The organism is Sulfolobus islandicus Y.N.15.51, from assembly GCF_000022485.1.
Lineage (GTDB): Archaea > Thermoproteota > Thermoprotei_A > Sulfolobales > Sulfolobaceae > Saccharolobus > Saccharolobus islandicus.
Genome location: NC_012623.1, coordinates 2406421 through 2432410, shown reverse-complemented (window position 1 = coordinate 2432410; position 25990 = coordinate 2406421). Strand labels below are relative to the sequence as shown.

Sequence of the window (25990 nt, the reverse complement as noted above, 5' to 3'; positions counted from 1 at the left end):
GACGGTTTTCTATTCCTCATCTCCTAATCTTTTCTATTAAATGCGCGGCAATATATTTAGCTGGATTAATGTTTGTAGCTGCCTCAAATCCATCCCATAAAGGCGCTGCATTGACTTCAATTATCTTGTAACCACCGTTCTCTACATCTTCTATAATATCTATCCCAGCATAATCCAGACCAAGCACTCTAACACTCTTTAAACTTATCTCCTCCAATTCAGCATCTGGAATTAAAACTTGTGCTGTAGCACCTTGAGCTATATTAGTCTTCCATCCGCTTTTTGATATCCTATATATACTCCCTAAAACCCTATCACCAATTACAATTACTCTAATATCCCTATCTGGTTTCTTCACATATTTTTGAACGTAAACTGGTTGGTTTACTGATAAAATGGCCTTTGCTACTCTAAATGCTATATCCGGATCTGAAACTTTAACAGATCCTAAACCAAGACTTCCCACTACGGGTTTTATTACAACTTCACCCCACCTTTCTACTAATCGCATAACTTCAAAGGGATCTTCGACTAAGGCAGTGTTTGGAACTGGAATACCCGCTCTTCTCATTCGCATTAAACTTGCAAATTTATCCCTGGCCAACAACATAGAATCTGGCCTATTCATTAATACTACTCCACTTCTTTCTAGCTCCCTCAATACGTCGAGTCTTTTTATGAATTGTTCAGTGGTGGAGATGAAGCCTAAATTCCTTATTAGCCCACCATCTATGTCAATTTTCTTTCCACTATATGTGAATTCTATACCCTTTTCTGTTATTTCTGCATTCAATTTAGAAATTCTAATATAATAGGCACTATGATTCCTATTTTTTATTTCCAATAAAAGTTGCTTAGAAGCCTTAGTTACTTTCTCAGATTCATGGATTACTGCAAGTCTAATAATAATTCACCAAAAAGACCTTGAATTTAAATTTCTTAAATCTTATCTATGTTAGCCTCCTTTAGAAGACCGTTAGCTAAGAACTCTGGAAGGGATCGTATCTCACTAATATATTTAGATTGGAAGGGAATGTTACTTATTAGCTCATCATATTTTTGCTTATATTCTAAATATACTGACCTAACATACTCTTCCAACTTTCCCTCTCTGTAATACTTGAATAATTGCTTGGCACTACCATCTATCTCCTCTAATTTCTTAGTTTTATAGTCAACAAAGTCGTCTATTATTTGATAGATTATTCCTAAATACTTGCCAACATCCAACATCTGTTGTTTCGTATTATAGTGCTTAGAAGCATATGCAGATAACACTGTGGAAAGCTTAAATAAACTACCAGTTTTTAACTCAATTGTTCGTATGTAATCATTATTATCATACATATCCCTTAAAGCGCCAACTGAAGTGTCTTTCCACAACTCAATGCTCGTATTTAACGCATCGTCACCATAAGAAGTCTGAATTATCCTGAGAGCAGTGGGAATAAGATAATTGGTTATGAATATTACTTTCCTATTTCCGTATATAACCCACGCAGCTTTATCACCTCTCCTAGTCACATCAAGGTCAACTATATCGTCTAAAGCTAAAGAAGCAGAATGTAAAATTTCAATAGCCAAAGCACCACCGTAAGAGTCCTTAATATCTCCACCTAAAGCAACAGTAAAGAACATGTTTAAAGTTCCCCTAAAGCGCTTACCATCTTTAAGAATATAAGTACTTATATCAACTAGATCCCAATCCCTATTTGAATTTAGAAATTGTTCGATTAATTTGTCTATAGTAGTCTTAGCTTCTAGCCAAAACTCTATGATGCTCAATCAGCAGAACCTCCTTTATTTCTTTTTTAAGTAAAACATAATCATACTTAAATATATGGGTGCTAATAGTGGGTCTACATCTATCAGAACATCAGTAACCTTTTTCCCCTTTGATTTTAAGGAAAAAATCATCCTTCTAGTAATATACATATCGACACCAGTATAAACTATTTGTGCACCATCTAATATTTTAGTATCAAAATAACTTGAAACATTTATCCCAAGACTCTCTAAGAAGGACTTAGCTGGAACCATGACCGGAGATAAGAGAATAGGCAAATCCGGGTTGAAAACTTTGGCATAATTCTTCACGTAATCATCTAAATCCGAAAGGTCGTTTAATTGATCTAAAATTCTTTTTTCTCTCTCTGTATTTTTATTATTACTTAATACCTTTAAAATGGATAGGGATAGATTAATCTCACAGAAAGTTTTATCCAAACTATTAATTGAAATAAGATTATATCTAGGTTTAATATCTGTAACACCACAATGGTAAATGCTTCCTCTTACTCTTAAACTCTCTAGACCATCTAAAAGTTCCCGCAATTCATTTTCGTCCCCAGTAAACGCTACAACGTTTGAAACTTCAACATAGGGATTGTAAATAAACAGAAAATCATAAATATTTAATGTGCTGATTATTTTATTCTTCAAGGAAGAAAGAGCTCTTGCAAGAGTAAATGAAGGGAGTTCAAGACCACGACCATATACTATTAAATCTATTTGCGGAAAATTAATGTTTAAAAACTTCACCAATTTTCTTATACTAGTGCTGTCTTCAGACTGTTGCAACAGGAACACGACCCCTCTTCTGGTTTTTCTGGTAACCTTTGAATTAACGCATATAAAAGTTTCTTAGCCTTTTCCGTATTCTCTGCCATAACTCTAGTGACCTCCTCTGCTGTAACTGGAATCTCAGCGAAAACATCGTAGTCAGTCACCATGGCAATAGTAGCATAACACATTTGTGCTTCACAAGCTAGATTAACCTCTGGTACTAACGTCATGCCGATTATATCAGCCTTGTAAACTTCTCTCCATGTCCTACTCTCAGCCCTTGTAGAAAACCTAGGACCTTCAATACATATGTAGGTACCACTTTCATGCGTCCTAATATTTAGTTCCTTAGCAGTCTCTAATGCCAATTTCCTTAAGCTATTACAAAATGGATCAGCCATTGAGACGTGAGCTACTACGGGCCCATCGAAGAAGGTGTAATCTCTTTTCTTTGTCATATCTATAAATTGATCTGGTATAACAAAATCACCGGGTTTATAGTCAATTCTTAAGCTACCTACTGCAGAAACTGAAATCACCCATCTAACTCCGAGTTCTTTTAATGCCCAAATATTAGCCCTATAGTTTATTTTGTGAGGAGGAATTCTATGTCTCCTTCCGTGTCTAGGCAAGAATGCTACAGTCTTATTTCCGATTTTACCTATCGTTATTAAATCGCTAGGTTCTCCATATGGTGTATATACTTTTCTTTCCTTACTCTCCGAAAAAATACCCGGATCATATAACCCAGAACCACCAATAATTCCTATCGAGGCTTTTTCATTTTCCTCAATCATAAGTGAAATACATTAACGTACCTTATAAAGTATAAACCAAAAAATTGATAAAGTTTTAACAGAGATTTTTTAGGGAGTTAATTTTGCCCAAAATACCAGTGAAAGTAGTCACATGGGATGAAATAGTAAGTCTTTCTACTAAATTGGCCGAGAAAATTAAAGATGATAATTATGATGTGGATGTGATAATTGCGATAGCAAGAGGAGGTTTAGTTCCAGCTAGATTAGTGGCTGACGTCTTAGGTGTTTTTGATATATTATCAATAAAGATAGAGCATTGGATAGTGACAGCATCTCATGCTCCAGAGGCTAAGGTGAAATATCCATTTAAGGTTGACCTATCAGATAAGAACGTAATTATAGTAGATGATATAACAGATACTGGAGATAGCATAGAATTAGCACGGAAATATGTAATGGAAAATTTTGGACCAAAAGAAGTTAAAACAGCAACTTTACAATATATAAAACCAGCTGCAAAAATAATGCCAGATTACTACGCAGAAGAGATTGTAAACTGGGCTTGGTTTATGTATCCTTGGAATTACTGGGAGGACGAAATTAACTTAGTGAACAAAATCCTGGTAGAAAGGAAAACAAAGGATATAGACTTAAATGAGCTTAAAAAGAATTTTGTTGAAAATTATGGAATAAATGACCCACCAATCTCATTAGATAAAATACTAATGGAAATGAAAAGAAGAAAAATAATCTAATTAATATAGCCTATACCTTAACTTACCCACTACACCATTAAACGTTTTTTTAACCCATTCAGCCTCTGGTACTTCATCACCAACCACAAAAACCTTAACGCCATAATTTTCCGCATCTTGAGCTAATTTCTCTAACTCTTTATCACTAGAGTCCTCATGAATTACTATAGCCTCTACTGCTCCCATTTCCATAGCTTTTTTAATTTGCTCCTTTCCATATATTATTAATCCATCATCCTTAGCCAAATGGTATTTTAATTCCTCTAGTAATTTCTCCACCTCAACGTATTGTTGATTCTTTAATAAATCCTCAGCCCTCATTATCATTTCCCTTAATCCAACCTCACCTTGATCAGAAACGTCAATTAAGGGTTGTAAAATTAAATTCTTTATCCTATAGTCAACATAATCTTCCTTATAGAAATCCTCCTTAGCATATCCTGGACCACCTAATAATATACCTTTCATCTTGCCCGTCTGAATAAAAGGCATAAAATACGCATTGACTTTCTCACCAACCTCTTTTAAGAAATTATGATACATTTCGTCTATTATTCTGTCAATTCTCCTCTGAGACTGTCCTCCCATCATATGCTTCCCTGGCACAAAACCTTCAATTTCCTCTAAAATTTCTATTCTAGTTCCCTTAAGTAAACCTATAGTGGCCTCATCCCTCTCCACAATTATAAGACCATATACTACAGTATCCTCCACCATATCCTCCAAAAATTCCACATGAAACTCCTTGTCAGTTCTATAGAAGAATAATGGAACTTTATCAGGAGGAGAAAACATAAAACATTTGAAATCCTCAGTATCGAAATTTTCACCACAAAACAATACTAAACCATTACCATCTATCTTCGGTATCTTGTTCAGCCTATCTATTGCCGCACCTATCGCGGAAAGTACTGCATCTCTAGTCCTCTTGAGCTTTATATTCTGAGCTATGGAGTACTCTTGCCTAAGTAGATTAACCACATCTGGAATTGGTCTACCGGGTGGTATATATAAAGACAGAAGAACAGTAGCTGGCGCTTTCCATTTCTTCAATTCCTTAATTAGTGCCTTCAATTCTTGCTTATTTAAAGCATATTCGTCAAAGACTCATCCCTAATCATTATCACTTTAACATGTTATCCCTTAAAAATCTGCCGATCTTGCTTCATATCAATAACATCAAAACCATTAAAATTGATAATAAAAACTCTGGTGAAAATGGCATTAGCGCATACAGTACTGGTACTATTAGACCCATCACTGAACCAATATTCAAAGCCAAACCCATCCTCTTTGGATCTTCACCTCTAATTACTAGATACTTAGGCGTTATCCCTAAAATACCAAGACCAATACTAGTAAAAACAATTACCATCATAGGCAATAGAAGAAAAGTAATAATACTACTAAGAATTACAATAATGGAACTAATAACCAAAACCTTTCTAATTCCCACTTTTCCACTAATCATAGGTAAAAGCACGTAAGTTGGAATTGATAACAAATAGGATGGAAGAATAAGCCAAGTAAGCTTTATCGTCTCCAAAAAACTCGGCATAACTTGCAAAATGAAAGCCGGTGTTAACGCCGATATATAAATCAGTATTGAGGTAAGCCTGGGAAAAGATACAGAACTCATACCCCTCTCTCTAAACTCTTCCTTGTTTAACTCAAACAACGCTAAAAACATTATTAAAATCCCACTTATTGTAATTACATTCCAATTTTTAAGTAAGGAATACGCAAGATAGCTAATTACCCAACCCATAGACCAACCTGCGGTAGTAAAACCTACTAATACATTTCTACCACTTCTTACAGCACTCTCAACCGCATAGCTCGTTAACAGACCAAATATTACCCCTACTAGAAATCTCACAAAAACTAAAGCCCCTAAAAAGTTTTGAAGAACAACTAAAAAACCAAGCAACGGAAAACAGTAAGAAACTACACTACCTTTGAATAACTGATATATGAAAGAACCAATTATCCTACCTAGAAATGGTAAAGCAACTATTGCGAACACCTCCCAATACGCTAAATGCATAGAATCACTGAGCCAGCCTACAAAGAACGATGGATACACCAACACAAATGTAGGAACAGCATATGAAATAATCGGTAACGTAAAGGATTTCACTTTATTACCTTGCAAAGACCTTACACCTGCAACTTACGTTTAAAGAACAACTAAGCGAGGGACCACGCTAAAACTTTTTAACCTCACAATCAGACTGTTTTCACTAAAAGGGGAGTTCTGCGTCCCGTGGATTCTGAATTTTAGCGGTAGTAAAGAGATAATTAGCCACTATAGTTCGAATAATATTGTATCCATATCATTCCCTTCGTAATCTAATCCATACTAATATCATCAGCAATAATGACAATTTGTTTATAGTCTTAATTTATGGAAATTCTCTTATGCCATATAGCTATGTAGAACAAAATCTCTTCATATTTATTTAGTTTCTAAATGAAACAAGATCCATAGATCATCTCTTCATACTAACCTAAGCCATTATTGCCTCAAAAGGAGAGTTTCTCAAGCACGTCTCATACTTGAATTATAATTTTAAAAGTTCGGAACTTCTATCTCCTTCCTAAAGTCCTTCTGTTTTATTCTATGGTAAAACTTTATACCTAGTTAATATAAAGTATTGGTGTGCGGGGGTGCCCGAGTCAGGGCAAAGGGGGCGGACTGAGGCTCCGCTGGCGAAGGCCTGCGCGGGTTCAAATCCCGTCCCCCGCATAAAATTATTTCTATTATATTTCTTACGGTATAATGTGACACTAATTCTCAATCTTGAATTTAATTTCCATTATTTGACTTATAACTATAGTCTTTATTATAACGAGAGCAGTAATCTAGTCAAGCTTGAACACTTATAGTTATGGGTTCAAACGGCCCATCTCATTTAGAAAAGTTACTCTCCATTTCTCTTTCTGACTTCTAACTTCATCTTAATACTTTCTATCTAATTCTTTGTGACATATCACTAAGAGAAACTTAAAATCAGCAAATGTCTAAGGATCAGATTCACCTATTCCACCTAGTACATAACTAGCTATGAGTTCTATATGATTTAGATCAACTTTATAGGATCCATAATAATTTTCGTCGAAGAAAAACAAAAATACCTTATTTATCTTCACATTACTTTTAAGAGCCAAGGAATCAAAAAACTTTCGTAATAAAATATCATACTCGTTATCTTCCACTATGACCATATTTACAACTAAGAGATTAATACTTCTCTTACCATTCCACTCTTTTATATAACTTAAAGAATTATCAATAGAAGAAAAGTCTGAAATAAAAATATTGTAAATAAGATCCCCCTTAATAACTGAAAGCGTTTCACTGGAGATCCCAGAATAAGTATCAATTATCACATATTCATAGTTGGTAAAAGAAATTTTACTAAAATCATCACATGCAAATACGAATAAATCCCTTACGTATGTTAACTCACAATCCTTAACTCCCAATACTCTCGAAATGGTGTGAAGGTTATCCATATCTAAAAATAATACCTTATACCCAGAAGCAGAGATGGTTCTCGCTAACGCATAAGCTATAGAGCTTTTACCGACACCACCCTTAATACTTAAAACTCTGACAATATTGGTTGTCAATAATTCTCTAGGTACTACTCATATCTCTTTATTTAATATTTTTTTCCGCTTCAAACTTAAAACATATAAAACCAATTATACAATGCTCATGAGCGTGATAGAGAAATTTGTTAAACACATCGAAAAGGTATATGATAATGAAGAGGTAAGAATGCTAGAAAACCTATGGATGAAAAAGATAACTAATTTTCCAATTAATCTACAAGTTGTTGAAGAAGAAGATGGAGAAAAACTGCACCTATTTGTACTTAAAGGAGCTGAAGCCATTTTATTACACAAATCCACGAGCATATTTTTATACATAACTAACTTAACATCAGTAGAACTAGAGACCTTGAGATACATTACAATAAAGAAGAAGGGTGAAGAGGCTGATGAAGATTTCGTAAGCTTGGCGTATGAGTATATTAGCTTTAAGAATAAGGCTAAGATAGGGATAAGACAATAGTTACCCAAAGTTAAGTAACCGATTTATATTGAGGAGAAGACTAGTTTTTATGAAAGCCCTAGTTTTCGACAAGAGTGGTTTAGAAAATCTCAAGGTAAAAGAAGTTCAAGAACCACAATTAGGTCCACATGACGTTTTGATAAGAGTAGTTAAATCTGGTTTAAACCCTATAGATTACTTCGTAATTAGTGCAATTCCAGTTACCCCAATGCCCCATATCCCCGGTGCGGAAGTAGCAGGAATAGTTGAAAAAGTAGGGGATCATGTGAAAGGACTAGCTAAAGGAGATAAGGTAGTAGTATATAACAGAGTGTTTGATGGAACTTGTGATTTATGCCTATCTGGAAAGGAAATGCTATGCAGAAACGGCGGGATAATGAGTGTTATAACCAATGGCGGATGGTCAGAATATTTTTCGGTTCCAGATAAGAATGTTTTCAAAATTCCGGAAAATATGAGTTGGGATATTGCTGCAAGTTTACCTGTAGCTGCTCTAACTTCGTATCATTCTTTAAAAGAATTAAAAGTCTCTCCTAATGATATTGTAGTAATCTTTGGTGCAGGTGGTAATACTGGTATCTTTGCAGTTCAACTGGCAAAAAAATTCGGAGCAACAGTAATAGCGGTTTCAAGAAAGAACTGGCTAAAGGACTTTGGTGCAGATTATATAATAGGATATGATGATGTAGTACAAAAGGTTAAGGAAATAACTAATGGGAAAATGGCTGATATAGTAATGAACTCCTTAGGCTCCTCGTTATGGGAAAAAAGCTTAGAAGTTCTAGGTTTAAGTGGTCAATTAGCATTCTTTGGAGGGTTAACCGGAAGTGAGGTGAAGGTAAATTTGAGTTCCTTATACGGAAAACATATAAAGATAGTTGGAACCACAGGTGGATCTAGAAAGGAACTAACTGAATTGATAAATATATGTAAAGATTGCAAGGTAAAGGTTCACAAGACTTACAGATTATTAGATGAAGGTATAGAGGCAGTAAAACAAATTATGACCGAAAATAGGGATGGGAGAATAATGTTGCAAGTATCATAAAATCGAGGTGGGCTCTCTCAACAAATCTAATATATATCTAACGATATCAATTATCTCTTTAGGGGGCTCAATATCTTTGAAATGCCTTTGCGTTAGAGAAAGATAAAAGGGAATAACAAATCTAGCAGATCTCTGCAGAATCTCGTCTCCTCTTATAAATTCGTCTAACTTACTTTCTTGACCTTTGAGGATTTTATTTATAATTACTGCTACAATTTTTAGAAATTTAACATCTCTTGGTAAAGAAATACCTAAGATTTTCTCAGCGTAATTCTTTACAAAATCATTTAGCAGCGTTGTATAGTTTAAATATCTTTTTATCGGAATTTCATCTCCACTAAGAACTAATACTGTATTATATGCAAAGTTTTTAAAATTTTCCATAAATGCCTTTAACTCTATCTCGGTTGCGAAGTCATGAGGAATAGATGAATGATCTACAATAACTATATCACTATCCTTTATTAATTTACCATACAAGTATTTGAATGTGTTAAAATCAAAATTATTAAGATCATTTTCACTTGAAAAGGACATGTTTATAACTGAAAAGCTATTCTTACTAACATAAAATAACTCGTTCCTTCCTTTCAGAAAGGAAAAAATGTTATTATTAATATTATATATCCGGCTTATAGTTCCAGAATATGTCTTATCTACAAGTACTACATTGTAATACTCACTTAGCTGTCTGGCTAAATAATACGATACAGTAGATTTCCCAGAACCACCTTTAAATCCAACCACATTTATCCTAATCATTGATTTGTACTATGAACAACAACCTTATAAATCTATATTAGAAAATATCCCCAATATTTTCTCTAAACTTTCAGTAAAACCTTCCTTGAATATCGATAATTAGCTTTAATTATTACACTCTTAAAACGTAATTTGACTTAAGGGTTTAAATAACAGTTAAATACTTCTTTCTTTTAGCTCCATTCTATCAACCCTTTCTTAAAATACTCACTATAAACGCAATAATTATCTTTTTTTACTACATATATTAACAATATCATGTTTATTTGAGAGTATTATATCGATAAAGTATAGATAATAATATACTATTCAGTTTCTCGTTTTCATACTCAGCAATTATTGGATTATAGTTATACATTTTCTCGTCAAATTGAACAACTATAGCAGCATTAAATAGCTCGTTATAATTATTATAGACTTCATTTGCAATTTTTATAGCTTCAGATAGGTTTTCTGGTATTGGTGGAACCATATTTATAACTAATACCTTATATTTTATATTATTTTCCCATAATTTAGCGTATTTTATAGTGGAATTTACAGACAGCATATCACTTAAGAACACTCCTTCTTTCTCTATCTCTAACTCTTCTAGTAATGCCATTACAATATCATTATCTGGAAGTATACCCACTGAAGAATCTAAAATAATGTAATCCACTTCTCTCTTAAGAATACTATTTAAAACTTGCGGTATCTTATTGCTTAATAAAGAATAATTCTTGTTTATGTTTAAAGGATTTGAAAAAAGTTTTAAGACATAAAGATTATCAATGTTTTTTAAACTTCTTGAAAATATTGGCAAATTACGTTCGATCTCCTCCAGAAGTCCAAGGTCATTATGTCCTAATATTAAACTTCCAAAGGAAAAATAATCATGATCAATATACATAACTTTTTTACCCATTAAAGACAAGCGTTTAGCAAAATAAAGAGAAAAAGTTGTTTTGCCTGTACCTCCTTTTACTCCAAGTACATAAATGGCTTCCATAATCTAAACCACATAACTCTTCTCCAAATGCTAAATAAAAATTTTATGTATAATTCTGCTTTGTTGATCTCTTCAATTTATTTCATAAGCATGATATGATGCACTGAGAATTTTTCAGTAATTAATATTTATTTCAACGTTATTCGCAAGCTCACACCCTAATACCCGGAGCTCTACCAACTAAAGAATTAGCCAAGTGGACCATCCATGCATAAGCCCAGAACTTGAGCTTAGCCTCAACCACTTGTCCTAAAAAACTCCTACGGGGCAATCCACGCAAAACAAGAGAACGAATAAAACCAAGTATTACAAGAGAAAAGGAAATAAACAAGTAAGGAGAAAAACAACATAAGCTCATAGAAAACATGGGGATAAAACCCCATCTACAAGGCTAGCTGTGAAGCCCCTAGAACGATCTAACAAGAGGGGATAAAAACCCCGAGTAGGAGGTTGTAACAAAATACTCTAGGGGCTGAAACACTTAACACTATGCAAAGAAAACAAGGTATTATGAGAACAAAAAATATCTCGAGAAACGCGTAATACACAAGCATGGAATTAAAAGTTACAAACAAGGCCTTCGCAATTGATATTTCACAAAGCAAACTAACAGCAGCAAAGGGAGAACTAGTAGTAGAACAAGAAAAATCAGCAGTATACGTCAAGGAGGTAAAGGAATTCAACCACGACAACGAGGGAATAGAGGAACTAATTAAATTCCTAGGAGAATATAAGGAAGGAATAATAGAGGCAACTGGAATATATTACTTCTACCTACACGAAAAACTAACGGAAAAAGGATACAAGGTAACAGTAATAAACCCACTACACCTAACAGAAATACTAGGGAAAAAGACAGACAAACTCGACGCACAAAGGTTACTAGTAGCACACATGACCGGAGTAATCAAGGGATCATACATACCAACAGGAGAAATAATGGAGCTAAGAGAACTAACGAGATATAGGGAAAGCTTAGTAGAGAAGACAACACAAGTAAAGAACGAGATAAGGAAAATATTAGAATTCGCGGGATATAAAATACAACCATTCGACAAGAAGGGAAGAAAACTACTTGAAAAGCTAGTAAAGGGGGAGGGACTAAGCAAGGAAGAGAAGGAGGAACTAAAAGAAAAACTAGGGAGAAACTTAAACGACGCGGAAAAACTAGCGTTAAAACAATTAGTTGAACTGTTAAAAAACTTGGAGAAAATGATTAAGGAGGTTGAGGATATGATAATTTCCAAGATTCCAAAACCAGTAATTGAGTTGAGTAAGATCCCCGGGATTGGTTTGATTAGTGCTGCAACTATTTACGCTGAGTTCGGTGATGTTTCCCGTTTTTCCAGTTCTAAGGCTGCTAGGGCTTATGCAAGCTTTGCACCCAAAACTAAGCAGAGTGGTGATAGCGAGTCTCACTCCGGTATGATTAGGGGTAATAAGTATTTGCGTAGAGCTCTCTACTTGGTTGCCAAGGTTGCTAGGGGTCTTGAGCCTTTTAAAGGGTATTATGAGAGGCTTATTGCTAGGGGGAAGAGTGTTACTCAAGCTACTTGTGCTCTTGCCGGAAAGCTTGCAAGCATTTGTTATCATGTTATAAAGGACGGTGTTTACAAGGGAGTTGTCAAGAAGAGTTTTAGGATTCCTAGGGGTAAGGAAGTTAATGTCAAGGACTTCGACGTGGGAGACGCGCTAGACTCGTTATCCCCATAGGTTTGTTAGAGGCGTCAGCATGTAGTGCCTTGTAGCCCTAACAGATTCCCCAAAAGTACGCTTCACAGCAGAGAATAAGGACTCAATCCTCCACCTAACACCATAACCCTTCTCCTCCCTCCAACGATTATAACCCAACTTCTTGAACTCCCTTACAGCCTAGCAGGATGGCCACGCCTAGTAGAAGCGTTCTTCCTAGGTGGGACAACAACCTCAACCCCAGTCTTGTAAATTGACATCATAAGCTTTATCTCCATAAAACTTCTTTCCCTTATCTTGTAAATCCTTAACTGTCTTAACTGCAGTCTCAACTTCGTTGCTGGTTACTTCAGCGTTTATTACGTTGAATTGGTCCTTATCAATTACTATTTCGATCTTGAGGAATTTTGAGTCCTTGGTTTTTCCCCATTTTGCGATAATGTATTGTCCTCCTTTGTTTGTGCTTATTCCCGTTGCGTCTGCTTCTAGTTGGTCATTTGCCTCTGGGAATTTTATGTTCATGTTTCTTACTCTTTCCCATATTGTTGAGTAGTCTAGGCTTGATGATTTTCAGTCTTTCTAGTGCTCTCAATACTCCTTCTATATAAGGTAGGAAGGTGTGGAGGAATGCTAGGAATTCGTTGAACTCCTTTGGTGCCTTGTAGGTTTTCTTGGCATTCCTATTCTCCTCTGCTAGTAAACCAGTGTTCGAAGACGTAGAAGGGGAACATTAGGGTATATCTCGTTATAACGTTCTCGTCGTACTTGTGCCAATCCCTCTTGTACTTACTCTTTCCCATGGGTAATACTCGGTATAATTATTTATAAATTTTTGTATAATGTGAAATAGCTCACAAAGCACCTTGGACTTTCTTTCTTAAAATATACCATGAGCCTAATGCCTTAGCCCCTAAATTGCCTTCAGCATCTCTAAACTCTATCTCAACAACTATTACTGTACTGCCTTTCCTAAGAACCTTACCCTCAACTCTAAACGGCCCCTTATACATAGGCTCCAGAAAGTTAACCTTAAGTTCTTGTGTAACTTGATCTACACCATCATTAACAGTAAACGCTGCAAGACCTCCAGTGAAGTCAATCGCAGTCATTATTATTCCTCCGTGTAATACGTTGCCCCTTCTAGTTAATTCTTCCTTAAAAGGTATTTCAACTACTGCTCTACCTTGCTCTAGGAGAAGCACTTTAGCTCCTACATATCTGAAAACATGATCAGCATTTTTGAATATTTCCTCAATGATCTTAGGATCTTCCATACTAATAAAGAAGGGAGAACGATTTAAATAATTTGCGGATAAGATTATTCTATAGCTAGAAGAGTATACCATAACTACAGTAAAGACAATTCTTACGTTATTGATTCTCTTTAAGAGAGCATCCCAAGTGCAAATAATTTAATAAATCTATGTACAAGTTTATAGATAATTATTCAAAAATAGAGATAAGTTATTGAGAAATTTTGAATTTTCTCTTGAAGCTAAAAGTAGAGTAATACTTAGAGGGAACTGGGACCATGTAGTACCGATGCTTATGGAACCCTGGATCGTGCACTACAACGGTCCAGTTCCCTATGAAGAATTATCATCAAAGCATAAAACACTTGTGAAAATGAACTACGTACTAATCACGTCAGAAGTATTATCGCGTCTAGATGACCTCTTCATATTAAGGGCTTTAATAGTAATGATCGTGTGGACGTGTTCTTACAGAGACGTTTGGAGCTTCTACCGAACCGACGTGGTAGTAAGATGGTTCCTAGGGGAATGCAAGTCCGAAATCCACAGAAGGGCCAAGAAGTTTAGTGCAAACATCAAACCAGTTTTTAACGAGAACTGGAGCGGAAGTTGAGTAAGTTTGCGGACTACTTACCAAGTAGTACGTTGTTCGGCAAGGTCTGGAAACTGTGGGCTGTAGACTTCTTGATAGAGGTACCCTTCGGTAAAAGAAACAATTGTGGAAGAAGTTCCAATTGAGCTTAAGGTAGGGAAAGTACAAGGAGGCAGCAAAGCTACTCTACCAATACATGCAGTGCAAGGCTAGAAGAAGGTTCAAGGGAGAGTTCACCAAGAAGAGAAATAGAAGTTACTTTGGCTTCAAGGTCTTCATTCTCATGTCACTCAAAATGTTAATCCACGCGATTCAAGTGGAACTGGCTAATTTTCCCGATAACAAGGTGGGCTTTTCCCATGGCGGTTATAAGGTAGTGGATAGGGGATTCGTGGGGAAAGCGTCGACTTGGTTGATAGGTTTTCCGAGTTTTAGGAGGTACGTGGAGTTCTTCGGGATCTTCTTGAGTAGATATTGGAGGCCTTACGCTACTGAAAAGGATATGGTAGAACTCTTCGTCTACGTTGTTGCGTTGATCTATAACTGCTCCATCTATACCTCAGTGCTCTCGCGGGTTCCCGAGAGCCAACTCGCCCACTAACTTGTAGCGCGTGAGTTGATCGAGGTAGTGTGGACTATGTTGGAAATTCCGTTTTTCTCTATACGTGATTATTTTCCATTACAATATAAGCTTAATCTCTCGTTATACTGAAAGATATAATTGTATTTTATTCTTAATTAATTATAAGATTGTTTTTCTATCATACTATATTTATTGAATTATTTGCGTTTGGGACACTCTCTTGAGGGCGGACCTAACGAAGTCCCTATTAGCTTGCTTAACACCTTTAGTTTGTGGCATATAATTAGGTCCGCCCTCGCTTATACAAACTTTTCTACAAAAAATTAACATAAACCAGAATTTTCTTCTGAATTTTTCCATCTCATTTTTTACGCTAAAAAAGAGATTCCCATACTTACGTGTTAACACTAGTACAAGGATTTTCCCATTAACTTATGTTGTAGCGTAGTTCTAAGCGTAACCGTGTTCTGATCCTCTTGATCCTTCTACTGGTTTACCATCGTATTCTATTGAAGTCCACTCTATCGAAATTCTTATTGGTCTGTGTTTTTTAATAAGATTTTTTATTGAGGGCTTCTTTATTCTCTCCATTATCTTGTCTATTACTGTTTGTTCTACGTAGTTTCTTACTGTTTGTGGTGAGATGCAGTACTGTTTTGCCTTATTTTCTACTGAGTCTCTTGTTATTGCTGCTGAGACTAGTACTTGTTTCATTTGTTCCGCTTTTTCTTCCTTGGAAGTCCAGGATAGAAGACAACTTATTTTTGACTTGGTGAATATCTACTTGGTTGGGAGAGGTTGGTGTTACCAAGTTGTATCTCCCACTAGTAATACCCGCTCTCCCAACCTTAAATTTTTCCTATTAGTTTCTAAATTTTCTATTATTATGTAAATAATTCACTGAGATAATTTTTGTAAAATGATTTTGGGGTCTACCGATATCGGAAAATCCTTGTAGTTTGAGGGAGGCTTGAAAACTTTTTAAAAATGTCCCAACAAAATATCGTGCGAATAAAAACCTCAGCAACGATACATATTACCAGCGTTAAGGGATACAATATTTCCTTACGTATACCTTTTAGCTATTTAGACCATTATTTGCAAATCACCATTCCCACAGTCTACCCTTTCTCCTAAACCTCTTCCTAATTTTCTTATACCTCTCCAATACTTCTCTTTCAAATTCCTTCTCTCCGCACAGTATTTTTCCATCTTCTATAATCTCCAGAATAAAAGTTGAACCTTCATCCAGTTTCTTCAAAAAAACCTGAGTATTCATTGCCACAGGCATTACTTGAGGAAATTTTAAATTATAGGCCATACCAAAGCTTTCTCTCGGATCTCTAGAGAATATATCGGAAACTACTAGAACGTCTATATCACTCTCACTAGTGTAATCTCCTCTGGCATAGGAGCCAAATAATATGACCAGTTTTGGATTAAACTTAGAATAAATCTTACACAGTTCCTCTAACAATTCCCTCTACCCATGATAAAATCCTCTTACCGCAATTTAAACATCTATCTGCATCATCCTTGTTATAATAATCAGCAGGAGCACCTTGGTCATACGCATCGGGATAGCGAGAAGGGATATAATGCTTATCGAGCTCTTGAGCGCATTTCAATATCTCACTGGGAATTTGGATAGAAGAGGATTGTAAAAGAAAGGTAATCGAATGTCCCCTTAGTTCTTTATGAAAATAACTTAGTAACGCTTTAACTGCTTTCTCGGCAGTCTGTTGAGACTCATAACAAGCTTCCTCGTAGAGCTCATTCTGATAATTAATCTCCGCCGATCTAAGATTTCTCTCAGCTTGTCTAAGCCAGTCATCAACTCTGCTTACCATAAAAAAGTGTGGTAACTTAACTTATTAAGTTCATGCCCGCTTAACCTCGATTAGTGCAACGGTTTCCTTTATTCCAGATTCCAAGTAGCTAACTTCATATAATTTCATGATATTTAATATCATTTATCAACCTTGTATAAATCATAGGACGATTTTCTGTCTTATCAGTGAGATACTCCTTATTTCTGATCTCCCAAATGTAGATAATAGTTCAATATTGAAATTTAGTTTAAATCTTTAAAATTCCTTTAAATATGTTAATATATAGAAAATTTCCGGAAAAATTGTACATTTTTCTCTCTATGGATAAATCTTTTCATAAATTAAATGGACTGATACTTTATATGATTTACTAATTAACAAAATTATTATATGTATTACACTCCAAAAACGGCTTATTTTCCATTCAATACGATTTAATGAACATGGTTTTCATTCTTTTCCTTTTACCATAATATTTTTCTCCCATTTTATGATAGCTTAATAAGTGGTATCTAGACTATAATTAGGGTACCGCTTTTTATTGAGCTGGAAAAGAGTTTAAATTTTTAGAGGATAGGTATAGAGAATAAGGCTCAATTAATAATAATTTATGGGAGGAAGATTGGAAAGACCGAGATCATTAAACAGTTTATTAATGGGAAAAAGCGATTTAACATTTGTGTACTTCTGACGGTTTGACAAGTAACGTTAATAGGCTTAAAGAAGAATTAGTGTCATTTACCGGAAAGGCTTATTTTAAGCCACTAAATGTCAGCCTAGACGAACTTTTGATGTACTTTGTCGATGAGATTATAGAGAGGTTGTTTTATCAATAGACTAAGTTCAGTATTTAATTGAAAGTGAGAGAGTCACCTCGCTAATTCAGAGAGTTTGGGATTGAGAAATTAAAGGATAGTAAAATTTTATTGATTCTCACTGGTTCAAGTATCGGTATGATGGAGAATGAGGTTTTATCCAGCAAATCTCCTTGTATTAGAGCATGAGTTTGAAAAATTTGAAATTAATATATTAATTCTGAGAAATTCATTTTATATTATATTATTTTTATGAAATTAATTGAACATATTACCAAAGCACACTGAAGGAAAAGGATTTTAACTTGTGTAAACAATATCCCCTATAATGAGTTGGAAATTAAAAGACCTTAAGGGGTTATCAGCTCCTACTGACGTTAAAATGTGTACAGTAGATGATGTAGTAAGACAATTAGAAGATAAATACAAGATAGATGTTGAGATCTTAACTAAAATAGCCACTGATGTTCTGGTTAAACATCTTACAGAAAAGAAGATAACAATAGAAGATATAAAAAAGAATTATAGTAATGTTAAAGATATTGACAATATTATAGAGGATATCTTAAGATTGTCTGGCAAGTTGTAATTTTTGGCCTATACTTTTTAGAATCTCCTCACTTTCTGGGAACCTTTTTTCTATATATCTAGAAAATACTAGCTCATCATTAACATATATATCTAGTATCCCCCTATCACCTTGAACTAGTTCAACATTGACCTCCTCAAAATAGGATAGAATATCTTTTGCCAGATTTAACGCCCTATCCATATATTTGCAAGGCCTGCAGTAAACGATCTTAACGTCAATTTTCTTATTCAGATCAGCTGGTGAGACGTATTTAGTTAGATTCTTCTTAAACTCATCTAGACATCCTTTAGAACAGAAGTAATAGGTTATACCCCTATAGTTTATCCTATAAGGCGTAGTGTTCTCAACTTCCATTTTACAAACGGGATCTTGCATAAAATAAGGAAGTATCAGTAAATTATAAAACTTTCCCAAAATACTTTCAACTTCCTTAATGTACTTATGTTAATAATCAACTTATAATTTCAATATATGTGATTTGCGGATTGGCTTCAATTTTTATCAAAGTAACGCTAAACTTATTTTTAATCTAACGCTTGATTTTGAATTTAATAAAATTTAACGAGCTTGACACCTAAGAAAATTGAAGAATTCACAAAGCACAATATATAAACTAGTTTCCTATAAAACGGAATTAGAGTTAAGAAAGCGTAATTATAAGGAAAAATATAAACCATCTTGAATTTAAGGTTTATAATAATCCTCAACAAGTTTATTATTATGCGCGAAAAATCTTGTGACTACTTGATAATTGGGAGTGGTATTGCGGGATATAATGCATTAAAGGAACTACTAGAACTAAAGCCAAACTCAAAAATAATCATGGTCTCATCAGACAAATATTACCCATATGATAGACCACCACTATCAAAGGATTATCTTAGAGGAGAAATGGCACGTGAGAAACTATTCTTTGAGTCTGAGGATTTTTATAAGAGGGGTAATTTGGATGTTGTCTTGAATAGGAGTGTTGAGAGGATTGATACTGATTCTAAGGAGGCAGTGCTGAATGATGGTAGTGTGATATCCTTTGATAGGGCTTTGATAGCTAGTGGTGGTAGGCCTAGGAGGTTGAGTGTTCCGGGAGGTGAGAATGCACTATATTTGAGGACATTGGATGATTGTGATGGAATAAGGGAGGTTGCGAGTAGGAGTAGGAATGCGTTAATAATTGGTGCTGGTTTCATAGGTGTTGAGGTGGCATCAAGTCTAACAACGCTTGGTGTGAGGACTACAGTAGTGGAAGTAATGCCGTACATATGGAACACTTTTGTGGATGAAAAGGTATCTATGGTTATACGGCAATACTTGGAGGGTAAGGGGATAAGCTTCATATTGAACGAGTCAGTAAGGGAGATTCAAGGAAAAGCCGCGATAACGTCTGGTGGTAAGAGATTGGAAGCGGATATGTTTCTGATCGCTGTGGGAATTGTACCAAATGTTGAGGTAGCGCAAAAGAGTGGTATACAAGTTGATAATGGTATAATTGTGAATGAATACTTGGAGACAAGTGCTAAGGACATTTATGCGGCTGGGGATATTGCAAATATATTTGATCCTAGGGAGGGTAGGAGGAAGAGGATTGAGCACTGGAACAACGCTGAGTACACTGGAAAATTGGCAGCTAGGAACATGGCTGGTAATGGAGAAGCCTACAATTTCATATCATCCATATGGTCGGATATATTCGATATTCACATAGAATCGGCTGGTGAGACGAGGAATTATGACGAATACGTAATAAGAGGAAGATTCAATTCTGATAATCCTAATTTTAATGTGATATATTTGAAAGGTGGTATAGTTAAGGGGTATGTTGCGATAAATAGGGATTATGGCGAATTAGAGGTTCTAAATAAGCTGATTAAAGAAGGTAAAGATGTTTCAAATAAGAAGAACTCTCTGGCAGATGAGGGATTCGACCTTAAGGAGTTACTGAAATGACCTTTTTTCTTTCGGATAAGTAGTTTAGTGGTTAAAAGTTAAACTTTTTACTTAACTATCTAACTTCTCCCCATGTTATCCAGTACACCATATCTCTTTATAAAATGGATTGATTCCAGTTGCTATAGTTTTGGGCTTTCATACCCTTCTAACTAAACTTATTACAGTTTACTCCTCACCGATGATAGTTAGTGCAGTTAGGGTTACTATAGGTAGCGTATTTTTCATACTATTAGGCAAGGGGCTTTCAATAGGTGTCAAACAATTCATTAACGGTTTGTTTAATTGGTAATTCCTCTGCGTAACATCTTTTCACTTTCAGCCCTCTCTTCTCAGCTATCGGACCCATTTCGGAAGGTTCTACGCAGTCGTTTATTCCAATCCCCTTGTCTTTTAGAATATATTCGAAAAGACCGCTCCCATAATATAAGTTACTTATAATCTAACTTATAATTCTTAACATGGGCTATCCTACTTTTTAGGAGCGTAAATAGCATTAACCTACTAATTTTTTAAAATTGCCAAAGTAAGTAATATCTATGAATAAGCTAATTCCCATATTAATCGTGGTAATAATCATACTTGGTATAATTACGTTTCTAGAATTTGGCAAGTTCCAACAAAATACTAGTTTAACTAAAAGCACTAGTATTTACGCCTTGTTCCCTGGTCGTAATCACTCTTTCAATATAGTTGCGAACTATTCCGGTAATTATGCAGATGCTTTAGTAATAGTGAACTCGTCTACAAATGCTACTCTGATGGCTTCACCCTTTTTATGGAATATAGGATATGCTTTAGGAAACGTTAACATGACGTTTAATAATTATTTACACGTAGCGATAAATCTATCTCAAATAAACAAGATTTCCTTAAACGTGGTGGATGGTTATCCAAGTTTAATGTACGGTCAAGAATTGTGGTGGCCATTCGAGTATAGGACAGCTCAACTTAAGTCCCTATCCTTGCCTATGATTGTTTCACAGTTACCAAACTTCTACTCAATTCTTAATTACTCCGTTTACCTCATTAATGGAAGTATTGACGATTTCTCCTATGATATTTGGCTTTCCCAAAATCCCAACGTAACCTCTTTACAATATGGCGATTTTGAAGTGATGATTTGGATGTATTGGAGCGAAAACTTGTCCCATGTTCCATATTTCATATATGTCGGCAACATGACAATCCCAACACTTATAAATGGTAAGATCGAGAACTTGAGTTGGGAAGTATACGTATTGCCTAGAACTGGTTCGGCCAACGGTTGGACTGGAGTTTACTTTTTGTCACCCTTAAAAGAACGCGAAGTGGAATGTGGAGTGCCTATAGCTTATATATTGAAAAACATGGGCCAATTTATTGAGAACGCAGGGATGAATGTATATAATCCGAATACGTACTATTTAGATGCCATACAAGTTGGCATGGAGTTCAGTGATAATCACGGTACTGCAATAATGGGTTACTATTTGTATTCATGGCGAATATGGCTACTCTCCTAAGATCTCAACTGTGATATGTCTCTCGCTCCTAGGTCCATCTAACTCAACTAGGAATATGTTTTGCCACGTTCCTCTAACTAATTTACCATCTCTAACTGGGAACACTCTTTCCGCCCCTAGAAAGGTCGCCCCTAGATGGGCGTGTGCGTTATCATCAATTAGATTATGTTTCCAGCCTCGTGAAGGTTCAGTGAACTCCTTTATCTTAGTTAAAATGTCTTCCATTAGTCCTCTTTCGTGTTCATTAGCGACTATAGCTGCAGTTGAATGTGCTACAAAAATTAGACAGATTCCATTCTTTACACCGCTCTTCTCTACAATTTCCTCAACTTGGTCAGTAATGTCAACTAATTCAAACTGTCTTGTTGTAGAGACGCGTATATCCTCGAAGTACACCTTCATTTTTTACCACAAATTATAATCATATCATAGGGATAAAAAGTTTGAGAGAGATTTCCATTGAATGGAGTGGTAAGATACTGGTGCTATCTGATATTCATTATCCCCATTGTGATATTGAAGAGATAAACAAAATAATGCTATCCGAGAAGCCTTCCCATACGATCCTTTTAGGGGTATAATTACTGTGAATACTTAACGTAACATTTGCTATCACTTTAAGACAAATAATAAGATTTAACAATTTTAATATAAAATATTATAAGCGTAAACACAGTTCTTTTAAAAAGTATCTAACCCTAGGAATTTACGCAAAATGCTAATCTAATAGTTGTTGCACTGCAAGTTTAAAATTGTCTCTCATTCCCCCATTTATTACGGGGTTTTTGATTGAGAGTAAAGTTTAAAGATTCTGATATCGAATTCAATATCAATGATAAAAATGTTTAGGATGTGGATATCATGCATTAAATGAGTTATCAAAAGGTAGGAAAAGTATAGATAAATTAAAGAAGACTCTACCACTATATGGCTGTGCCTTCGATTTAGTAATCAGCGCTTTGCTGTAACCTGGATTAACTAAAAGGACTGTTAAGGGAAATATGGAATATTTAGAAATAACTGATTTCGGTAGAGCTTCCTTATCGTATCCTGCTGGCTGGCATTCCCATCTTGGACTTTATCATTTCAGATGGGGTAAAGTTTTTCTTTTTTCTTTCTTATTTGCAACGACAATGACTAGATATAAGCTATCCGCTGAAGTTTCCTTTTCTAGGCCTAGTGAAGTAATGGGCAAGCTTTATATGATTCCTTATAAGGACAATGGGCAAAAGGTCCTTTATTTTGATATCGATTATCCCTCATTTTGCAAGGTTAGTGTAAATCAAGATAGATTTAGAAATGAGTATTTATCCTTTGACTGTAATCCCTCTGGCTATTTTTCAATTAGTATCAATTATGAGGTCGAAATTTATTCTTTCTCAAAATTTGAGAATGAGGAGAATGTTTTTCTCTCTTCAAGCAAATATGTCAATATTGATAAGTTTAGGAGGTTTAACATACCATATTCCTCACTTGATGACCTCCTAAATAAAATTACGAGTTTTATTAGGGGTAGTATTAAGTACGATAAAAACAATAGTAGCGTTAAATCGGCATTTGGCTCCTTAATTATGGGTTCTGGAGTTTGTGTAAACTATAGCCACGTTACACTAGGAATTCTAAGAGCATTGGGAATTCCTGCTAGATACGTTGTGGGTTTAATTCCATATTCTACTAAGGAAGCTCACGCATGGGTTGAGATTAAGGTTAACGATGTGTGGTTTCCTGTTGATCCCACTAATGCCACTAAAGGAATACAGTATTTGAAATGGGCTATTGGGAGGGATGACGCTGATGTTAGGAGTAAGATCTGGTATCGCAAACCCACAAGTTTTGACTTCTCTTTTAACTGGTATTTCAGATAATATGTTCATATGGGAAAATTTTTACAGAAAAAGGAGGTTAAGGGGGAGGAAAGCCTCCCTAGCGGTGATGGATAGCCCCCTTATATTTAAATAATCCTTTTTTCTGAAATTCTTTTAGTGATGTTAATGATGCTCCTCCCCAGCTCGATTGAGGGCTTAATGGGACTGTGGGAGGAGCATCTAGTATCTCTTAAGGGACTAGACGTTATGGATGAAAGTCCCCTTCTATTCAGATGGGAGTGGATCTCTGATCCACTCGACTGCCCACCAGATGAGAGATGTAAACCCGAATCGATGGTGGGAACGATGATCCCTCTGGAAGGGGGACCATCGCCCTTCCAGGGTGGGGATGAATCAGTCTCAATATCAGCTAGCAATTTTAAGTGCTACAATATTAGGTACTAATTATTCAACGAATAGTATTACGCCTAATCAGCTTTCTTTAGGTTATAACGCTATTAAAATCGATTTCAAAACTTCATTCACTTTTGTATCTGGTAACATTTACGTTATACAACTAACTTTATCAAATGGACAAACTTTAAACATTAGTGTGGTATATCAGCCTTAAAGAAATTTAAAAATTTCTTAAATAATATTTGTATAAATTATTCTATATAATCCAATGTTTTTAATTACCAACTAGAAAGTAATAAATATTTAGAATTTTGATAATTAACTTCTTTCTTGAAGTTGCAAAATTGTTAATTATAAGAAGATAAGAGTTTAATTTATGCAATGAATCAATGGATAATCTTGTAATTTTTACAATAATCCTTATATGTTTGATAATGTATAATATATATTGATGGGAGTTAATATAATAAGACTTGACGATACTGATGAAAAAATACTTGAGATCTTACGCTATAATGCTAAAAAGAGTTTAAAAGAGTTATCGGACGAACTGGGAATACCTATAAGTACCGTGAGGTATAGGATAAAGAGACTGGAAGACGCTCAAATAATAAGAGGATATGTAGCCATAATAGACAGAGTGAACCTAGGTTTAAATGTTTCATTAGTCATGGAAATAGAGACAGTGCCTTATTCCATAAAAAAGGTAGCTCAAGAACTAGGTGAAATACCAGAAGTGGTGAGAATATATGGTTTAGATAATGGGCCTAGATTACACGTACATATGATCTTTAAAGATGATGCAAGTGCACATCAATTTATAGCCAATAAATTGTACAATATTAAGGGAATTAAGACTGTTTCCATTTCAAGAATAATTGAGAGATATAAGATAGACCCCTCGGTATTGCCATGAGAAAATCGGAGTAGCAAGAGGAAAAAGATATCCCTTTCTTTTCTTTATTATTATTATTTGTCACTTATCTTTACATTTAACGACTTTATTGGCATTACTCCGGGGATTTCCCATTCTTCATACATCTCGTCAACCATCCTTTCTATGTGCTCGATGTCTTCCTCTGTAAAGTGTGAGAATCTTCCTTGCTTTTCTAAGTACTCTTTTACCGGTTTTCTCTTCATTCTACCCTCCACTATACTCTTTGTGGGCTCATTGTACGCTATCTCCCCATCAGTATACTCATATAGTGGCCATAGTCCAGTTTCAGCTGCCAATACTCCCAGTTCATGAGAGAACCTTGGATCGTAATCCCATCCCTTTGGACATGGATCTAAGGAATGAATGAAAGTTGGCCCTCCTATTGCTAATGCCTTCTTGATCTTGTTTATTGAATCCAGTGGATAGGCTGGGGTCATGGTAGCGGCGTATCTAATGTTCCTATGCCCTGCTATTATCATTGGAACTACACTCTTCTTCCACCTCTTCTTCATTATCCTTCTTTGCTTACCTGGCCTACTGAATGAGGTCTGTGCTCCATAAGGTGTCATGCTAGTCTCTTGAATATCAGTGTTAGCTGCAGATTCATTATCATAAAGTACTATGAGTAAGTTATAGTCATACGTCATTGCGTTTGAAACTCCAGACAAACCCATATCTGCACATCCTAGATCTCCACAGAAGGCTATCACGTTTATAGGTTCTTGCTTTATTTTTCCTTTCCTCATTAACGCTCTCAATGCTGCGGCTGTACCTAATGCAGCTGCACCAGATCCTCCCAATTGCGTGTGAACCCATGGTACTATCCATGACGTGCTATAATATGTAGTATTTGCCACATACATGCATCCAGTAGCTCCTATAACTATGGTCCTTTGTCCGGCAGCTTTAGCCAAAAACCTCATGACTAGTGCTGACTCACATCCTTGACAAGTCCTATGGCCAGATGTATAGAACTCTTCCAGTGGTGTATCTTTTATTGTCTTAATAATTGACTTATACACCTTTTCTTCCATTTCCTTTTCAACCATGTGGGATCACC

General features: G+C 35.3%; 28 protein-coding genes, 1 tRNA gene and 3 pseudogenes. 14 read left to right on the top strand and 18 right to left on the bottom strand.

Going from position 1 to position 25990, the window contains the following annotated elements:
* Positions 1–16 precede the first annotated feature (16 nt).
* The 4 genes from YN1551_RS13155 to YN1551_RS13140 are packed head-to-tail and all read right to left on the bottom strand — an operon-like array spanning position 17 to position 3362.
* Complete coding sequence (locus YN1551_RS13155; protein WP_080513593.1) at positions 17–889, bottom strand: ATP-grasp domain-containing protein; 873 nt, start codon at positions 887–889, stop codon at positions 17–19.
* Positions 890–939: 50 nt separating this feature from the next.
* On the bottom strand, positions 940–1785 hold the full coding sequence (gdS-2, locus tag YN1551_RS13150; RefSeq protein ID WP_012718071.1) for a hexaprenyl pyrophosphate synthase: 846 nt from the start codon (positions 1783–1785) through the stop codon (positions 940–942).
* Positions 1786–1800: 15 nt separating this feature from the next.
* Positions 1801–2589, bottom strand: coding sequence for a hypothetical protein (locus YN1551_RS13145; protein ID WP_012718070.1), 789 nt, complete (start codon positions 2587–2589; stop codon positions 1801–1803).
* The gene (locus YN1551_RS13140) at positions 2550–3362 is read right to left on the bottom strand and encodes an S-methyl-5'-thioadenosine phosphorylase (RefSeq protein ID WP_012710318.1); all 813 of its coding nucleotides are present in this window, start codon (positions 3360–3362) and stop codon (positions 2550–2552) included. Before YN1551_RS13140 ends, YN1551_RS13145 begins: the two co-directional genes overlap by 40 nt.
* A gap of 83 nt (positions 3363–3445) precedes the next feature.
* On the opposite strand from YN1551_RS13140, the gene YN1551_RS13135 reads away from it, so the two are divergent.
* Complete coding sequence (locus YN1551_RS13135; protein ID WP_012718069.1) at positions 3446–4078, top strand: phosphoribosyltransferase; 633 nt, start codon at positions 3446–3448, stop codon at positions 4076–4078.
* On the opposite strand, the gene prf1 is transcribed toward YN1551_RS13135, so the two are convergent.
* Positions 4079–5152 (bottom strand): peptide chain release factor aRF-1, encoded by a 1074-nt coding sequence (prf1, locus tag YN1551_RS13130; protein ID WP_012710316.1) that lies wholly within the window; start codon positions 5150–5152, stop codon positions 4079–4081.
* 91 nt (positions 5153–5243) lie between these two features.
* On the bottom strand, positions 5244–6233 hold the full coding sequence (locus tag YN1551_RS13125) for a hypothetical protein (protein WP_012718068.1): 990 nt from the start codon (positions 6231–6233) through the stop codon (positions 5244–5246).
* 509 nt (positions 6234–6742) lie between these two features.
* Between YN1551_RS13125 and YN1551_RS13120 the strand changes: the two genes are divergently transcribed.
* A tRNA-Leu gene (locus tag YN1551_RS13120) sits at positions 6743–6827 on the top strand.
* A 275-nt stretch (positions 6828–7102) separates the two neighbouring features.
* Here the strand turns inward: YN1551_RS13120 and YN1551_RS13115 are convergent.
* On the bottom strand, positions 7103–7714 hold the full coding sequence (locus YN1551_RS13115) for a ParA family protein (RefSeq protein ID WP_012718067.1): 612 nt from the start codon (positions 7712–7714) through the stop codon (positions 7103–7105).
* An 82-nt stretch (positions 7715–7796) separates the two neighbouring features.
* Between YN1551_RS13115 and YN1551_RS13110 the strand changes: the two genes are divergently transcribed.
* Together YN1551_RS13110 and YN1551_RS13105 are read left to right on the top strand one after the other, a co-directional pair.
* On the top strand, positions 7797–8162 hold the full coding sequence (locus tag YN1551_RS13110) for a hypothetical protein (RefSeq protein WP_012735389.1): 366 nt from the start codon (positions 7797–7799) through the stop codon (positions 8160–8162).
* Positions 8163–8211: 49 nt separating this feature from the next.
* Positions 8212–9210 (top strand): alcohol dehydrogenase catalytic domain-containing protein, encoded by a 999-nt coding sequence (locus YN1551_RS13105; protein WP_012718066.1) that lies wholly within the window; start codon positions 8212–8214, stop codon positions 9208–9210.
* On the opposite strand, the gene YN1551_RS13100 is transcribed toward YN1551_RS13105, so the two are convergent.
* The 3 genes and pseudogenes from YN1551_RS13100 to YN1551_RS16865 all read right to left on the bottom strand — a co-directional run.
* Positions 9205–9972, bottom strand: a complete 768-nt coding sequence (locus YN1551_RS13100) for a ParA family protein (RefSeq protein ID WP_012715442.1) — start codon at positions 9970–9972, stop codon at positions 9205–9207. The genes YN1551_RS13105 and YN1551_RS13100 overlap by 6 nt on opposite strands.
* 262 nt (positions 9973–10234) lie before the next feature.
* Positions 10235–10963 carry a ParA family protein gene (locus YN1551_RS13095; RefSeq protein ID WP_012718065.1) on the bottom strand — a complete coding sequence of 243 codons (729 nt, stop codon included), beginning with the start codon at positions 10961–10963 and terminating at the stop codon, positions 10235–10237.
* 151 nt (positions 10964–11114) lie between these two features.
* Positions 11115–11222 (bottom strand): annotated as a pseudogene (locus tag YN1551_RS16865) (IS5/IS1182 family transposase); the annotation flags it as partial.
* Between the two features lie 293 nt (positions 11223–11515).
* On the opposite strand from YN1551_RS16865, the gene YN1551_RS13085 reads away from it, so the two are divergent.
* Positions 11516–12676, top strand: coding sequence for an IS110 family RNA-guided transposase (locus tag YN1551_RS13085; protein ID WP_012715521.1), 1161 nt, complete (start codon positions 11516–11518; stop codon positions 12674–12676).
* On the opposite strand, the pseudogene YN1551_RS16290 reads toward YN1551_RS13085, so the two are convergent.
* Positions 12665–13455: pseudogene (locus YN1551_RS16290) on the bottom strand (transposase). The gene YN1551_RS13085 and the pseudogene YN1551_RS16290 sit on opposite strands and share 12 nt — an antisense overlap.
* A 51-nt stretch (positions 13456–13506) precedes the next feature.
* A complete protein-coding gene (locus tag YN1551_RS13070; protein ID WP_015580703.1) occupies positions 13507–13929 on the bottom strand; it encodes a PaaI family thioesterase in 423 nt (140 codons plus the stop codon).
* 274 nt (positions 13930–14203) lie between these two features.
* Here YN1551_RS13070 and YN1551_RS13065 point away from each other — a divergent pair.
* Positions 14204–15101: pseudogene (locus YN1551_RS13065) on the top strand (IS5/IS1182 family transposase).
* Between the two features lie 432 nt (positions 15102–15533).
* On the opposite strand, the gene YN1551_RS13060 reads toward YN1551_RS13065, so the two are convergent.
* The 3 genes from YN1551_RS13060 to YN1551_RS13050 all read right to left on the bottom strand — a co-directional run bounded on the left by YN1551_RS13060 (position 15534) and on the right by YN1551_RS13050 (position 16933).
* On the bottom strand, positions 15534–15797 hold the full coding sequence (locus YN1551_RS13060; RefSeq protein WP_012715526.1) for a DUF4322 domain-containing protein: 264 nt from the start codon (positions 15795–15797) through the stop codon (positions 15534–15536).
* A 391-nt stretch (positions 15798–16188) separates the two neighbouring features.
* Positions 16189–16560, bottom strand: a complete 372-nt coding sequence (locus YN1551_RS13055; RefSeq protein WP_012710489.1) for a nucleotidyltransferase domain-containing protein — start codon at positions 16558–16560, stop codon at positions 16189–16191.
* Positions 16541–16933 (bottom strand): HEPN domain-containing protein, encoded by a 393-nt coding sequence (locus YN1551_RS13050; protein ID WP_012710490.1) that lies wholly within the window; start codon positions 16931–16933, stop codon positions 16541–16543. Before YN1551_RS13050 ends, YN1551_RS13055 begins: the two co-directional genes overlap by 20 nt.
* Before the next feature lie 659 nt (positions 16934–17592).
* On the opposite strand from YN1551_RS13050, the gene YN1551_RS17195 reads away from it, so the two are divergent.
* Entirely contained in the window at positions 17593–17751 is a 159-nt protein-coding gene (locus YN1551_RS17195; protein WP_012715527.1) for a hypothetical protein, read from the top strand.
* A 307-nt stretch (positions 17752–18058) separates the two neighbouring features.
* Positions 18059–18319: a hypothetical protein gene (locus YN1551_RS13045; protein ID WP_012712937.1), complete on the top strand. Its 261-nt coding sequence runs from the start codon at positions 18059–18061 to the stop codon at positions 18317–18319.
* On the opposite strand, the gene YN1551_RS13040 is transcribed toward YN1551_RS13045, so the two are convergent.
* Positions 18296–18697: a SelT/SelW/SelH family protein gene (locus YN1551_RS13040; protein WP_012718062.1), complete on the bottom strand. Its 402-nt coding sequence runs from the start codon at positions 18695–18697 to the stop codon at positions 18296–18298. The two genes, YN1551_RS13045 and YN1551_RS13040, sit on opposite strands and share 24 nt — an antisense overlap.
* A 345-nt stretch (positions 18698–19042) precedes the next feature.
* On the opposite strand from YN1551_RS13040, the gene YN1551_RS13035 reads away from it, so the two are divergent.
* Both YN1551_RS13035 and YN1551_RS13025 read left to right on the top strand, forming a co-directional pair.
* Positions 19043–20266, top strand: a complete 1224-nt coding sequence (locus YN1551_RS13035) for an NAD(P)/FAD-dependent oxidoreductase (RefSeq protein WP_012718061.1) — start codon at positions 19043–19045, stop codon at positions 20264–20266.
* Positions 20267–20805: 539 nt separating this feature from the next.
* Positions 20806–21771 carry a GH12 family glycosyl hydrolase domain-containing protein gene (locus YN1551_RS13025; protein ID WP_012718060.1) on the top strand — a complete coding sequence of 322 codons (966 nt, stop codon included), beginning with the start codon at positions 20806–20808 and terminating at the stop codon, positions 21769–21771.
* On the opposite strand, the gene YN1551_RS13020 is transcribed toward YN1551_RS13025, so the two are convergent.
* A complete protein-coding gene (locus YN1551_RS13020) occupies positions 21760–22173 on the bottom strand; it encodes a secondary thiamine-phosphate synthase enzyme YjbQ (protein ID WP_012718059.1) in 414 nt (137 codons plus the stop codon). The genes YN1551_RS13025 and YN1551_RS13020 overlap by 12 nt on opposite strands.
* Before the next feature lie 599 nt (positions 22174–22772).
* Here YN1551_RS13020 and YN1551_RS13015 point away from each other — a divergent pair.
* The 4 genes from YN1551_RS13015 (at position 22773) to YN1551_RS13005 (ending at position 24909) form a co-directional block, all read left to right on the top strand.
* Entirely contained in the window at positions 22773–23636 is an 864-nt protein-coding gene (locus tag YN1551_RS13015) for a transglutaminase-like domain-containing protein (RefSeq protein ID WP_012718058.1), read from the top strand.
* 117 nt (positions 23637–23753) lie between these two features.
* On the top strand, positions 23754–24041 hold the full coding sequence (locus YN1551_RS17790) for a hypothetical protein (RefSeq protein WP_048052385.1): 288 nt from the start codon (positions 23754–23756) through the stop codon (positions 24039–24041).
* On the top strand, positions 23986–24207 hold the full coding sequence (locus YN1551_RS16280) for a DUF973 family protein (RefSeq protein WP_012715544.1): 222 nt from the start codon (positions 23986–23988) through the stop codon (positions 24205–24207). Before YN1551_RS17790 ends, YN1551_RS16280 begins: the two co-directional genes overlap by 56 nt.
* A 237-nt stretch (positions 24208–24444) precedes the next feature.
* Positions 24445–24909: an Lrp/AsnC family transcriptional regulator gene (locus tag YN1551_RS13005; RefSeq protein ID WP_012718056.1), complete on the top strand. Its 465-nt coding sequence runs from the start codon at positions 24445–24447 to the stop codon at positions 24907–24909.
* A 53-nt stretch (positions 24910–24962) separates the two neighbouring features.
* Here the strand turns inward: YN1551_RS13005 and YN1551_RS13000 are convergent, their stop codons facing one another.
* Positions 24963–25979 carry a thiamine pyrophosphate-dependent enzyme gene (locus tag YN1551_RS13000; RefSeq protein WP_012718055.1) on the bottom strand — a complete coding sequence of 339 codons (1017 nt, stop codon included), beginning with the start codon at positions 25977–25979 and terminating at the stop codon, positions 24963–24965.
* Positions 25980–25990 lie beyond the last annotated feature (11 nt).